This is a genomic window from Leclercia sp. GHBNCSD (assembly GCF_055805075.1).
This window is the reverse complement of record NZ_JBQVYO010000001.1, coordinates 485,355-498,663: the sequence shown is the minus strand read 5'-3', so window position 1 is coordinate 498,663 and position 13,309 is coordinate 485,355. Positions and strand designations below refer to the sequence as shown.

At 60.1% G+C, this 13,309-nt stretch carries 14 protein-coding genes and 1 riboswitch; of the genes, 11 read left to right on the top strand and 3 right to left on the bottom strand.

The window, feature by feature from the left end; all coding sequences use genetic code 11:
• Positions 1–11: 11 nt before the first annotated feature.
• Positions 12–1,319 (bottom strand): adenosylmethionine--8-amino-7-oxononanoate transaminase, encoded by a 1,308-nt coding sequence (bioA, locus tag ACT3IC_RS02465; RefSeq protein WP_156654125.1) that lies wholly within the window; start codon positions 1,317–1,319, stop codon positions 12–14.
• Between the two features lie 69 nt (positions 1,320–1,388).
• Between bioA and bioB the strand changes: the two genes are divergently transcribed.
• Genes bioB through bioD form a run of 4 tightly spaced genes read left to right on the top strand, consistent with a single transcriptional unit; the run spans position 1,389 to position 5,019 of the window.
• On the top strand, positions 1,389–2,429 hold the full coding sequence (gene bioB / locus ACT3IC_RS02460) for a biotin synthase BioB (protein ID WP_103823529.1): 1,041 nt from the start codon (positions 1,389–1,391) through the stop codon (positions 2,427–2,429).
• Positions 2,426–3,583, top strand: coding sequence for an 8-amino-7-oxononanoate synthase (gene bioF / locus ACT3IC_RS02455; protein ID WP_325940407.1), 1,158 nt, complete (start codon positions 2,426–2,428; stop codon positions 3,581–3,583). Before bioB ends, bioF begins: the two co-directional genes overlap by 4 nt.
• Positions 3,567–4,322: a malonyl-ACP O-methyltransferase BioC gene (gene bioC, locus ACT3IC_RS02450; protein WP_103178759.1), complete on the top strand. Its 756-nt coding sequence runs from the start codon at positions 3,567–3,569 to the stop codon at positions 4,320–4,322. Before bioF ends, bioC begins: the two co-directional genes overlap by 17 nt.
• Complete coding sequence (bioD, locus tag ACT3IC_RS02445) at positions 4,315–5,019, top strand: dethiobiotin synthase (RefSeq protein ID WP_473476050.1); 705 nt, start codon at positions 4,315–4,317, stop codon at positions 5,017–5,019. The genes bioC and bioD overlap by 8 nt, the downstream gene beginning before the upstream one ends.
• On the opposite strand, the gene ACT3IC_RS02440 is transcribed toward bioD, so the two are convergent.
• On the bottom strand, positions 4,979–5,683 hold the full coding sequence (locus tag ACT3IC_RS02440; protein ID WP_473476048.1) for an ABC transporter ATP-binding protein: 705 nt from the start codon (positions 5,681–5,683) through the stop codon (positions 4,979–4,981). The two genes, bioD and ACT3IC_RS02440, sit on opposite strands and share 41 nt — an antisense overlap.
• A 745-nt stretch (positions 5,684–6,428) precedes the next feature.
• Here ACT3IC_RS02440 and uvrB point away from each other — a divergent pair.
• On the top strand, positions 6,429–8,444 hold the full coding sequence (uvrB, locus tag ACT3IC_RS02435) for an excinuclease ABC subunit UvrB (protein WP_103178762.1): 2,016 nt from the start codon (positions 6,429–6,431) through the stop codon (positions 8,442–8,444).
• 92 nt (positions 8,445–8,536) lie between these two features.
• On the opposite strand, the gene yvcK is transcribed toward uvrB, so the two are convergent.
• Complete coding sequence (yvcK, locus tag ACT3IC_RS02430) at positions 8,537–9,445, bottom strand: uridine diphosphate-N-acetylglucosamine-binding protein YvcK (RefSeq protein WP_103178763.1); 909 nt, start codon at positions 9,443–9,445, stop codon at positions 8,537–8,539.
• Positions 9,446–9,670: 225 nt separating this feature from the next.
• A riboswitch (molybdenum cofactor riboswitch) is annotated at positions 9,671–9,805 on the top strand.
• Between yvcK and moaA the strand changes: the two genes are divergently transcribed.
• The 6 genes from moaA to ACT3IC_RS02400 all read left to right on the top strand — a co-directional run bounded on the left by moaA (position 9,793) and on the right by ACT3IC_RS02400 (position 13,262).
• Entirely contained in the window at positions 9,793–10,782 is a 990-nt protein-coding gene (gene moaA, locus ACT3IC_RS02425; protein WP_159339265.1) for a GTP 3',8-cyclase MoaA, read from the top strand. Its footprint overlaps the riboswitch before it by 13 nt.
• Before the next feature lie 20 nt (positions 10,783–10,802).
• On the top strand, positions 10,803–11,315 hold the full coding sequence (gene moaB, locus ACT3IC_RS02420; protein WP_103178765.1) for a molybdenum cofactor biosynthesis protein B: 513 nt from the start codon (positions 10,803–10,805) through the stop codon (positions 11,313–11,315).
• A gap of 3 nt (positions 11,316–11,318) precedes the next feature.
• Positions 11,319–11,804, top strand: a complete 486-nt coding sequence (gene moaC, locus ACT3IC_RS02415) for a cyclic pyranopterin monophosphate synthase MoaC (protein ID WP_156654129.1) — start codon at positions 11,319–11,321, stop codon at positions 11,802–11,804.
• Entirely contained in the window at positions 11,797–12,042 is a 246-nt protein-coding gene (gene moaD, locus ACT3IC_RS02410) for a molybdopterin synthase sulfur carrier subunit (RefSeq protein WP_159339264.1), read from the top strand. Before moaC ends, moaD begins: the two co-directional genes overlap by 8 nt.
• A gap of 1 nt (position 12,043) precedes the next feature.
• Positions 12,044–12,496, top strand: a complete 453-nt coding sequence (gene moaE, locus ACT3IC_RS02405) for a molybdopterin synthase catalytic subunit MoaE (protein ID WP_103178768.1) — start codon at positions 12,044–12,046, stop codon at positions 12,494–12,496.
• Positions 12,497–12,554: 58 nt separating this feature from the next.
• The gene (locus tag ACT3IC_RS02400; protein WP_103178769.1) at positions 12,555–13,262 is read left to right on the top strand and encodes a Bax inhibitor-1/YccA family protein; all 708 of its coding nucleotides are present in this window, start codon (positions 12,555–12,557) and stop codon (positions 13,260–13,262) included.
• The last annotated feature ends 47 nt before the right edge of the window (positions 13,263–13,309 follow it).

The window sequence follows — 13,309 nt, the reverse complement described above, 5'->3', positions numbered from 1 at the left end:
TAACGCATAAACTAGATCGTAAAGTGCGCAGGTTCCTGTACGGCATCCACCACCGCGGCGGTCAGCTTGCTGAGCTGGTCACGGCTGATCGGATACGGCGGCATCAGATAGATTAGCTTGCCGAACGGCCGCACCCAGACGCCGCGCGCCACAAAGAAGCGTTGCAGCGCCGCCATGTTCACCGGGTGAGTCGTTTCGACGACGCCAATGGCCCCCAGCACCCGCACGTCGGCGACACATTCTGCCTCCCGCGCCGTCGCCAGTTCATCCTTCAGCTGGGCTTCGATGGCGGCCACCTGGGTCTGCCACTCGCCGCTCTCCAGCAATGCCAGACTTTCACTGGCGACGGCGCAGGCCAGCGGGTTACCCATAAAGGTCGGACCGTGCATAAAGCAGCCCGCCTCGCCGTTGCTGATGGTCTCGGCCACCAGGCGGGTGGTGAGGGTGGCGGAGAGGGTCATGGTGCCGCCGGTCAGGGCTTTGCCGAGGCAGAGAATGTCCGGCGTAATCCCCGCGTGCTCGCAGGCAAACAGTTTACCGGTGCGCCCGAAGCCGGTGGCAATCTCGTCGGCAATCAGCAGGATACCTTCCCGGTCGCACATCCTGCGGATGCGCTTCAGCCATTCGGGATGGTAGATGCGCATGCCGCCGGCACCCTGCACGATGGGCTCAAGGATCACCGCGGCAATCTCGTGGCGATGGGCGGCCATCAGGCGGGCAAAGCCGACCATATCCTTCTCATCCCACTCGCCGTCAAAGCGGCTCTGCGGCGCCGGGGCAAAGAGGTTCTCCGGCAGGTAGCCCTTCCACAGGCTGTGCATCGAGTTGTCGGGATCGCAGGCCGACATCGCCCCGAAGGTGTCGCCATGATAGCCGTTACGGAAGGTGAGGAACCGCTGGCGGGATTCGCCTTTGGCGTGCCAGTACTGCAACGCCATTTTCATCGCCACCTCCACCGCCACCGAGCCGGAGTCGGCCAGGAACACGCACTCCAGCGCGTCGGGGGTCATTGCCACCAGCCGACGGCAGAGATCTACCGCGGGAGGATGGGTGATCCCGCCGAACATCACGTGCGACATGCGGTCAATCTGCGCTTTCATCGCGCTGTTCAGCCGGGGGTGATTGTAGCCGTGAATGGCCGCCCACCATGAGGACATCCCGTCTACCAGCTGTTCGCCGTTGGCCAGCGTCAGCTCGCAGCCGTGGGCTTCCGTCACCGGATAAACCGGCAGGGGCTGGGTCATGGAGGTGTAAGGATGCCAGATATGTTGCCGATCGAAGGCGAGATCGTCCGTTGTCATAATCGACTTGTAAACCATTTTGAAAACATTTAGGTTTACAAGCATAAACCGAAACCACGCTGAACTAAACCCCTTTGGAGATGCCCCATGGCTCACCAGACTCGCTGGACAATGTCGCAAGTCACTGCATTATTTGAAAAACCCCTTCTTGAACTGCTGTTTGAAGCGCAGCAGATCCACCGTCAGCATTTCGATCCGCAGCAGATTCAGGTCAGTACGCTGCTGTCGATCAAGACCGGCGCCTGCCCGGAAGACTGTAAATACTGCCCGCAAAGTGCGCGCTACAAAACCGGCCTCGAATCCGAGCGGCTGATGGAGGTGGAGCAGGTGCTGGAGTCGGCGCGTCAGGCGAAAAACGCCGGGTCGACCCGCTTCTGCATGGGCGCGGCGTGGAAAAACCCGCACGAGCGCGACATGCCTTACCTCGAACAGATGGTACAGGGCGTTAAGGCGATGGGGCTGGAGGCCTGCATGACCCTCGGCACGCTGGATGACAGCCAGGCGCAGCGCCTGGCCTCGGCGGGGCTCGATTATTACAACCACAACCTCGACACCTCCCCGGAGTTCTACGGCAATATCATCACCACCCGTACCTACCAGGAGCGGCTGGACACGCTGGATAAAGTGCGTGAGGCGGGCATTAAGGTCTGCTCGGGCGGCATCGTGGGGCTGGGCGAAACGGTCACCGATCGCGCCGGTCTGCTGTTGCAGTTGGCGAACCTGCCGACCCCGCCGGAAAGCGTGCCGATCAACATGCTGGTGAAGGTGAAGGGCACTCCGCTGGCCGATAACGACGACGTTGACGCCTTTGATTTCATCCGCACCATTGCGGTGGCGCGGGTGATGATGCCAACCTCTTATGTGCGCCTCTCGGCGGGCCGCGAGCAGATGAACGAGCAGACCCAGGCGATGTGCTTTATGGCCGGGGCCAACTCTATCTTCTACGGCTGCAAACTGCTCACCACCCCGAACCCGGAAGAGGACAAAGATGTCCAGCTGTTCCGCAAGCTGGGGCTTAATCCGCAGCAGACCGCGGTTCTCACCGGCGATAACGAACAGCAGCACCAGCTGGAACAGCAGCTCTTCAACGCCGATACCGACCAGTTCTATAACGCGGCGACGCTATGACCTGGCAGCAACGTATTGGTGCCGCCCTCGATGCCCGTCGGGCGGCAGAGGCGCTGCGCGTGCGCACCCCGGTGGAGAACGGCGCAGGCCGTTTTCTCACCTGCGACCAGCGGCGCTACTCTAATTTCTCCAGCAACGACTATCTCGGCCTGAGCCAGCATCCGGCCCTTATCCGCGCCTGGCAACAGGGGGCGGAGCAGTATGGCGTGGGCAGTGGCGGCTCCGGCCACGTCAGCGGCTATACCCGCGCGCATCAGGCGCTGGAGGAGCAGCTCGCCGACTGGCTCGGCTACCCCCGGGCGCTGCTGTTTATCTCCGGCTTTGCTGCCAATCAGGCGCTGATTGCTGCCCTGACCGGCAAGGACGATCGCATTGTGGCCGACCGCTTAAGCCACGCCTCCCTGCTGGAAGCGGCCAGTCACAGCCCGGCCCAGCTCCGGCGCTTCGCCCATAACGATGCCGCTCAGCTCGCTTCGCTGCTGGATATACCCTGCGAGGGCCAGCAGCTGGTGGTGACCGAGGGGATCTTCAGCATGGATGGCGACAGCGCCCCGCTGGTCGATATCCATGCTGTGGCCCGGCGTCAGGGCAGCTGGCTGCTGGTGGACGATGCTCACGGCATTGGCGTCACCGGGCCAGAAGGGCGCGGCAGTGCGGCACATCTGGGCGTCAAACCCGAGCTGCTGGTGGTCACCTTTGGCAAAGGCGTTGGCATCAGCGGCGCAGCGGTACTGTGCAGCGACCCGGTGGCTGATTATCTGTTGCAGTTTGCCCGACATCTCATCTACAGCACCAGCATGCCCCCTGCCCAGGCGGTGGCATTACTGGCAGCCTTTAATCTTATTCGCAGCGACGAAGGGGAGGCGCGGCGGCAGCGGCTCTCGACGCTTATCAGCCAGTTCCGCGCAGGCGTGAGCGGCCTTCCGCTTGAGATCACCGCCTCGCAAAGCGCCATTCAGCCGCTGATTGTGGGCGAAAACGCGCGCGCCCTGCATCTGGCGCAGACCCTCAGAGAGAAGGGGATCTGGGTGACGGCCATTCGTCCGCCTACCGTACCGGCGGGCACGGCGCGCTTACGCCTGACCCTGACGGCGGCCCATGAAGCGGCAGACATCACCGCGTTACTGGAGGCGCTGCATGTCGCAAGTGAATAAACAGGCCATTGCCGCCGCCTTTGGCCGGGCGGCGCAGAGCTATTCCCGCCACGACGCGCTCCAGCGGCAAAGTGCTGACGGGCTACGGGCGCTGCTCGCAAAAAACGCCTTCCCCAGCGTGCTGGACGCCGGCTGTGGCCCGGGCAGCAACAGCCTCGCCTGGCGCAGAAGTGGCAGCGTGGTGACGGCGATGGATCTCAGCGCCCCGATGCTGGAGGAAGCGCGCCGCAACCGGGCGGCCGACCACTATCTGCAGGCGGATATCGAAGCCATTCCGCTGGCGGATGCGCAGTTCAGCCTGGTCTGGAGCCATCTGGCGGTGCAGTGGTGCGCCAGCCTGCCGCAGGCGCTGACGGAGCTCTGTCGCGTGGCGAAGCCCGGAGGCAGGGTGGCCTTTACCACGCTGCTGAACGGCTCCCTGCCGGAGCTGAAGCAGGCCTGGCAGGCGGTAGATACGCAGCCGCACACCAACCGCTTTCTGAGCCGGGAAGAGGTAAACGATGCCCTCGATGGCTGGCGGCACCGCTGTGCGGTCCAGACCATCACGCTGCACTTTGACGATGCGCTCAGCGCCATGCACTCCCTGAAGGGGATCGGCGCCACCCATCTGCACGCCGGGCGGGCCGCCAGGCCCTTAACCCGGGGACAGCTGCAGGATCTGGCGCAGGCCTGGCCGCAGCGTAATGGCAAATACCCGCTCTCTTATCAACTTTTTCATGGGATTATCGAACGTGACTGAACGCTATTTTGTCACCGGCACCGACACCGAGGTCGGAAAAACCGTCGCCAGCACCGCCCTGCTACAGGCGGCACGTGCGCTGGGCCGCAACACCGCCGGGTATAAGCCCGTGGCCTCGGGCAGCGAAATGACCGCGGAAGGGCTGCGTAACAGCGATGCGCTGGCGCTACAGCGCAACAGCAGCGTAGCGCTCAGCTATCAGGCGGTGAACCCTTACACCTTCGCGGAGCCCACCTCGCCGCATATCGTCAGCGCGGAAGAGCAACGACCCATCGAGTTCAGTGCGCTTTCAGCCGGGCTACGCGCGCTGGAAAGCCAGGCCGACTGGGTGCTGGTGGAAGGGGCGGGCGGCTGGTTTACGCCGCTCTCCCCGGAGCAGACCTTCGCCGACTGGGCGATCGCCGAGCGCCTGCCGGTGATCCTGGTGGTGGGGGTGAAGCTGGGCTGCATCAACCACGCCATGCTGACCGCCCAGGCGATCCGCCAGGCGGGGCTGCATGTTGCAGGCTGGATAGCCAATGGGGTGGTAGCCCCCGGCAAACGTCATGGCGAATACATGGCAACGCTGAAACGCGTACTGTCTGCACCGCTGCTGGGCGAAATCCCCTGGCTTGGCGAGCAGGCCGACACGGCGGATATCGGGCGTTATCTCTCTCTCAGCGCACTGGCGCCGTCGGCCCCATCCAGTGGGCAATAAGCGGGTCATCCAGCTCGCTGACGCGGCCCTGGGCCACGTTTCGCCCGCGGTAAAGCAGGCAGAAGCGCTCCGCCACCCGGCGGATCAGCGACAGGTGCTGCTCGGCGAGCAGCACCGTTAGCCCCAGTTCGCGGTTAAACCTGAGCAGCAACTGCGCCAGCCTGATGCTAAACAGCGGGCTGGCGCCACGGCTGGGCTCGTCGAGGATCAGCAGTCGAGGGCGGGTGACCAGCGCGTTCGCCAGTGCCAGCTGGTACTGCTGGTCGTCGTTCAGTCCTGACGCCCGCTGCTGACGTAGCGGGTAAAGCTCCGGAAAGAACTCAAAAATTTCGCTACTCACCGACCCGCCCACGCTCCCTTTTGCCATCCGCGCGATATGCAGGTTCTCTTCTACCGTCAGCTGGGAAAAAATCCGCCTCTCCTGTGGGACAAAGCCAATTTCTGCGCCCGGAAGCCACTCACAAGGGGAGACTCCGGCGTCATGCCAGACCATCGTACCGCTGGCAATAGGCAGCAGGCCGGCGATGCAGTTTACGAGGGTGGTTTTTCCCATTCCGGGCAGTCCGACCACCCCGGTACAGACGCCGGGCGGCAGATCAAGGTCAACGTTCCACAGGGTGTGGCGATCCCCGTAATACTGATTAACGGCACGCAGGCTCAACATGGTGTTTCTCCTTAACAGGCATCGATGACCTCGGGTACAGTGCAAGACTCTTGCCATCGACCTGAAAAGGAGGATTAAACCCCGTTTTTTCGGAATCCCCTCAGTAAACAACGCAGGTAGCCAGGAAGCGTGCACTGCCCCGGTGCCCCAAAGGGTGAGCCTGGTGCAGCGACTATTTGAACAAAATGTGAGCAGTGTCTCGTCAATTCGTTATCCAATTTTTGGCAACAGATCGCCAAAATTGGGCGATAAAAAATTTTTACCGTCGCGCTGTGGGTAAAAACCGGGAATTAGCCGAGTCACGCTCCGTATGGGCTGGAGGCAGTTATCCACTATTCCTGTGGATAACCATGTGCATTAGAGTTAGAAAACGCGAGGTAAGCGAGAGAATACGCGGCCTGCGCCTGAATTGCTGCGAAACGCGTCTTTTTGAAAAGATTAAATTAAATCAATGCGTTAAATAAAATCAATCGTTGTCATTAAACGGTCACGATAATGCGCTTAAGTCCGGCGTCTCGCCTTGACAAATGTTAAAAAATAAAAAGTTCTGGGGATAACCGTGCGTTGATGGAATTTTATCCCGTCGCAGCCGAAATTTTGTGCAGCTTCGTTTGATTCTTACCCAGGGTGGCACAAAACGACGCGGTTGCCACTGGATTTATGTCCAGTATAATTTACTGGCAAAAATAGCCATCAGGAGTAAAATTACTCACCTGCCGTATTAACCATCATCAGGTCGCCGTTCATGAGTAAACCGTTCAAACTGAATTCCGCTTTCCGTCCTTCCGGCGATCAGCCTGAAGCGATTCGCCGTCTGAAAGAGGGGCTGGAGGATGGGCTTGCGCACCAGACGCTGCTGGGGGTGACCGGGTCGGGTAAAACCTTCACCGTTGCCAACGTGATCGCCGATCTCCAGCGCCCTACAATGGTGCTTGCCCCGAACAAAACCCTGGCGGCGCAGCTCTACGGCGAGATGAAAGAGTTCTTCCCGGAGAATGCGGTGGAGTACTTCGTGTCGTACTACGACTACTATCAGCCGGAAGCCTACGTTCCCAGCTCGGACACCTTTATCGAGAAAGATGCCTCGGTGAACGAGCATATCGAGCAGATGCGTCTCTCCGCAACCAAGGCGCTGCTTGAGCGCCGTGACGTGGTGGTGGTGGCCTCGGTGTCGGCTATCTACGGCCTCGGCGACCCGGATCTCTACCTGAAGATGATGCTGCACCTGACCGTGGGGATGATTATCGATCAGCGCGCCATTTTGCGTCGCCTGGCCGAGCTGCAGTACACCCGTAACGATCAGGCGTTCCAGCGCGGCACGTTCCGCGTGCGCGGCGAAGTGATCGACATCTTCCCGGCGGAGTCGGACGACTTCGCGCTGCGCGTCGAGCTTTTCGATGAAGAGGTGGAGCGGCTGTCGCTGTTCGACCCGCTGACCGGCCATGTGGAATCGACCATTCAGCGCTTCACGGTCTACCCGAAAACCCACTACGTCACCCCGCGCGAGCGCATCGTGCAGGCGATGGAGGACATCAAGGTTGAACTGGCGGATCGCCGCAGGGTGCTGTTGGAAAATAACAAGTTGCTGGAAGAGCAGCGTATCAGCCAGCGTACCCAGTTCGATCTCGAGATGATGAACGAGCTGGGCTACTGCTCCGGTATCGAAAACTACTCGCGCTATCTCTCTGGCCGTGGGCCGGGCGAAGCGCCGCCAACCCTGTTTGACTACCTGCCGGCGGATGGCCTGCTGGTGGTGGATGAATCCCACGTCACCATTCCGCAGATTGGCGGGATGTATCGTGGCGACCGGGCGCGTAAAGAGACCCTGGTGGAGTACGGCTTCCGTCTGCCGTCGGCGCTGGATAACCGTCCGATGAAGTTTGAAGAGTTCGAGGCGCTGGCGCCGCAAACCATCTACGTGTCGGCTACGCCAGGTAACTACGAGCTGGAGAAGTCGGGCGACGAAGTGGTGGATCAGGTGGTGCGTCCGACCGGCCTGCTGGACCCGATTATCGAAGTACGCCCGGTGGCCACCCAGGTAGATGACCTGCTCTCGGAGATCCGCGCCCGGTCGGCTATTAACGAGCGTGTGCTGGTGACGACCCTGACCAAGCGGATGGCGGAAGACCTGACCGAATACCTCGAAGAGCACGGTGAGAAGGTGCGCTATCTGCACTCGGATATCGACACCGTGGAGCGCATGGAGATTATCCGCGATCTGCGTCTTGGCGAGTTCGATGTGCTGGTGGGGATCAACCTGCTGCGTGAGGGGCTGGATATGCCAGAAGTGTCGCTGGTGGCGATTCTGGACGCCGACAAAGAGGGCTTCCTGCGTTCCGAGCGCTCGCTGATCCAGACCATTGGCCGTGCGGCACGAAACGTTAACGGCAAAGCGATTCTCTACGGGGATAAGATCACCCCGTCGATGGCGAAAGCGATCGGCGAAACCGAACGCCGTCGCGAGAAGCAGCAACGCTATAACGAAGAGCACGGGATCGTTCCGCAGGGGCTCAACAAGAAGGTGGTGGATATCCTGCAGCTCGGACAGAATATCGCGAAAACCAAAACCAAGGGTCGCGGCAAGTCGCGCTCACCGGTTGAGGCCGATACCGTGGCACTGACGCCGAAAGCGCTGCAGCAGAAAATCCACGAGCTGGAAGGGCAGATGATGCAGCACGCACAGAACCTGGAGTTCGAAGAGGCGGCGCAGATCCGCGACCAGCTGCATCAGCTGCGGGATTTATTCATCGCCGCGTCGTAGTTTGTACCCGGTGGCGCTTACCGGCTCAACAACGGCACGCTGCCTGTAGGCCCGGTAAGCGAAGCGCCACCGGGCATTACAGGCCGCGCAAGCTAACCCAACGCCTGAATCGCCCTCTCCAGCGCCACGCGGAGCAGATGCCGGTCGTGACGGTACTTGATGTCGCTTGCTTCGAGCGGCTCCTGCACCACCACCCGGCCCTCCATACCTGAGATATCCTCTTTCGGCCCGACCACTACCGCATCGACGATCTTTTTACCGACATACTGCTCCATCAGCGCCAGCTTTGCGGCTAGCGAAAGCCCGGCGGCGGCCGGACTGAGTTCGCGACCCAGATTGCCGATATAGACCACCGGGGCGGGCGTGCGCCGCAGCGCCTGGGCCAGCTCTTTAATCAGCAGGAGCGGCATCAGGCTGGTGTAAAAACTGCCGGGGCCGATGAGGATCAGATCCGCTTCACCAATCGCTTCTACCGCTTCGCGGGTCGCCGGGACAGTGGGGTAGAGCATCAGCTCTTTCGGGGGCAGGGCAAGCTGATCGATATTCACTTCGCCATACACTTCATGGTCGTTGCAGTCGATTGCCATCAAATCGACCGGAAGCTCGGACATGGGGATGAGAAAGGCGTCCACTTTAAGCAGGTTGCGGATTAAATTGATCGCCTCCAGAGGCCGCACGCTGAGGTGATCCAGCGCCTTTAACATCAGATTTCCAAGGTTATGCCCGGAAAGCTCGCCATTACCGGCAAAACGATACTCAAACATGGCCGAAGCCACGCTCGGTTCCGTGATAAGCTGATTTAAACAGTTGCGCATGTCGCCCCAGGCGATACCGCCTTCGGAGCGGCGGATGCGCCCGGTTGAGCCGCCATTATCGGTGGTCGTGACGATCCCTGTCAGGCGGGAGCCGAGCGATGACAGGGAGGACATGACCCGGCCCAGTCCATGGCCTCCGCCGAGAGCGACCACCCGGTCAAGATCCGCAAAAGTGCGATTGCGCATAAAAATTCCTTATTGAGACCAACATGTAAACAGTAACGCAACTACTCCTAAATGACGATGCTGCGACCCGCGCAAAATGACGTATATCAATGCAAAAATGTGATAATGACGTATTCTGAACCGAAATTGCACGATTAGCTCGCTATATACATTTTTATATAGCGTAAGTCGACGATAGCGAAACTCGCTTTAACACGCTACTATCGACATAACCACGTTTTCATCATTGAAAACATACACTCTAGCCTTTGCGCCTGTGTCGACAGATATGGCGCTCTGGCCGTGGCGCTTTTGCCACCAGGGTACAGGAAGAAATGACTGTGCCTCCCGTATCAGGAAAGGTGTACATGGCTTCACAACTTACCGATGCATTCGCGCGTAAGTTTTTTTACCTGCGTTTGTCGATTACCGATGTGTGCAACTTCCGTTGCACCTACTGCCTGCCGGATGGCTATAAGCCTGGCAGCGTCACCAATAACGGCTTTCTCTCCGTGGATGAAGTGCGCCGCGTCACGCGCGCGTTTGCCGCCATGGGAACGGAGAAGGTCCGTCTTACCGGCGGCGAACCCTCGCTGCGCCGGGACTTCACCGATATTATCGCGGCGGTGCGCGAAAACGACGCCATCCGCCAGATTGCGGTCACCACCAATGGCTATCGTCTGGCGCGCGATGTCGCGCAATGGCGCGACGCGGGGCTGACAGCCATCAACGTCAGCGTCGACAGTCTGGATGCCCGCCAGTTTCATGCCATCACCGGACAGGATAAATTCCACCAGGTGATGGAAGGTATCGACGCGGCCTTTGCGGCCGGCTTCGACAAGGTGAAGGTCAACACCGTGCTGATGCGCGATGTGAACCATCATCAGCTGGATATCTTCCTGGCGTGGATCAAGCCCCGCCGCATTCAGCTGCGCTTCATTGAGCTGATGGAAACCGGCGAGGGCAGCGACCTCTTCTCCCGTCATCACATCTCCGGCATGGTATTGCGCGATGAACTGCTCAAACGCGGCTGGATCCACCAGCTTCGCCAGCGCAGCGACGGCCCGGCGCAGGTCTTTTGCCACCCCGACTACGAAGGGGAGATTGGCCTTATCATGCCGTATGAAAAAGACTTCTGTGCCAGCTGTAACCGCCTGCGCGTCTCGTCGGTGGGCAAGCTGCACCTCTGCCTGTTTGGCGATGGCGGCGTCGACCTGCGCGATCTGCTGGCCGATGATGCGCAGCAGGCGGCGCTGCAAGCACGCATTTCTGAGGCGCTGATGCACAAAAAACAGACCCACTTCCTGCATCAGGGCAACACCGGGATCACCCAGAACCTGTCATACATTGGCGGGTAATCGCAACAAGGAACCAGAAGATGAGTCAGGTAAGCGCTGAATTTATCCCGACGCGTATTGCTATTCTTACCGTTTCTGAACGCCGCGGCGAAGAGGATGACACCTCCGGCCACTGGCTGCGCGATGCGGCCCACGAGGCCGGGCATCAGATCGTCGACAAGGCCATCGTCAAAGAGAACCGCTACGCCATTCGCGCGGAAGTATCGCGCTGGATCGCCAGCGATAACGTCCAGGTGGTGCTGATCACCGGCGGCACCGGTTTTACCGCAGGCGATCAGGCCCCGGAAGCGCTGCTGCCGCTTTTCGATCGCGAGATCGAAGGCTTCGGCGAGGTGTTCCGCATGCTCTCGTTTGAAGAGATTGGCACCTCGACCCTGCAGTCGCGCGCTGTTGCAGGGATCGCCAACAACACGGTGATTTTTGCCATGCCAGGTTCCACGAAAGCCTGCCGCACCGCGTGGGAAAACATTATCGCCCCGCAGCTGGATGCCCGCACGCGTCCGTGTAATTTCCATCCACACCTGAAGAAATAAGCTATGTCGCAACTGACCCACATTAACGCCGCGGGCGAAGCCCATATGGTGGATGTCTCCGCCAAGGCCGAAACCGTGCGTGAAGCCCGCGCGGAAGCGTTCGTCACCATGCTCCCGGAGACGCTGGCGATGATTATCGACGGTAGCCACCACAAAGGGGACGTCTTCGCTACGGCGCGGATCGCCGGCATTCAGGCCGCCAAACGCACCTGGGAGCTTATCCCGCTGTGCCATCCGCTGATGCTCAGCAAAGTGGAGGTCAACCTGCGGGCCGAACCGGAGCAGAACCGCGTGCGCATCGAATCATTGTGCCGCCTGACCGGGAAAACCGGCGTGGAGATGGAAGCCTTAACTGCCGCCTCCGTGGCGGCATTAACCATCTATGACATGTGCAAAGCGGTACAGAAAGACATGGTTATCGGCCCGGTTCGCCTGCTGGCGAAAAGCGGGGGGAAATCGGGTGATTTCAGGGCACAAGAGCATGATTAAAGTACTGTTTTTTGCGCAGGTGCGCGAGCTGGTGAATACCGACAGCCTGACGCTGGATATAGAGGTAGAAAACGTCGAAGCGCTGCGGGCGCATCTGGCGGCGCAAAGCGACCGCTGGGCGCTGGCGCTGGACGCGAGCAAACTGCTGGTGGCGGTAAACCAGACGCTGGTGGAGTTCACGCATCCGGTCAAACCGGGCGATGAGGTGGCCTTCTTCCCACCGGTGACCGGGGGCTGAGATGAGTGACACCAAAATCCTGGTCGAACCGGCGCGTTTTAACGTCGGCACGGAGTATAACTGGCTTGCTGAGCGTGACGAAGATGGCGCGGTGGTCACCTTCACCGGCAAGGTGCGTAACCATAATCTCGGCGACAGCGTAAAAGCGCTGACCCTTGAGCACTATCCCGGCATGACGGAAAAAGCGCTGGCGGAGATCGTTGAACAGGCGCGTCAGCGCTGGCCGCTCGGCCGCGTGACCGTCATCCACCGCATCGGCGAGATGTGGCCGGGGGAGGAGATCGTCTTCGTTGGCGTCACCAGCGCCCATCGCGGCAGCGCCTTTGCGGCGGGTGAGTTTATTATGGATTACCTGAAAACCCGCGCCCCGTTCTGGAAGCGCGAAGCGACCCCGGAGGGCGATCGCTGGGTCGAGTCCCGCGACAGCGACAAGGAAGCCGCCAACCGCTGGTAGCCGGATTGCCGGGATGTGTTAGGCTTTAACAGTGTGTCCACTTAAAAAGGAGTGTGTTATGGACAGATTTCCCCGTTCCGATTCCATCGTGCAGCAGAGCCGTACCGGGCTGCAAACCTACATGGCCCAGGTCTATGGCTGGATGACCTGCGGCCTGCTGCTCACCGCGTTTGTCGCGTGGTTTTCCGCCAATACCCCTGCGGTGATGATGTTTGTCTTCTCCAGCAAAATCACCTTCTTTGGCCTGATCATCGCCCAGCTGGCGCTGGTGTTTGTCCTCTCCGGGCTGGTGCATAAGCTCAGCGCCGGGATGGCCACCACGCTGTTTATGCTCTATTCGGCGCTGACCGGCCTGACGCTCTCCAGTATTTTCCTCGTCTACACCTACTCCTCCATCGCCAGCACCTTTGTGGTGGCCGGCGGGATGTTTGGCGCGATGAGTCTCTACGGCTACACCACCAAACGCGACCTGAGCGGCTTTGGCAACATGCTGTTTATGGCGCTGATTGGTATCGTGCTGGCGTCGCTGGTGAACTTCTGGCTGAAGAGTGAAGCGCTGATGTGGGCGGTGACCTATATCGGGGTGATTGTCTTTGTCGGGCTGACGGCGTATGACACCCAGAAGCTGAAAAACATTGGCGAGCAGATTGACGTGCGCGACAGCTCTAATCTGCGTAAATACTCCATTCTGGGGGCGCTGACCCTCTATCTGGACTTCATCAACCTGTTCCTGATGCTGCTGCGCATCTTCGGCAACCGTCGTTAAGTAATATGCCCGGCGGCGCTTCGCTTGCCGGGCCTACAACACTGTAG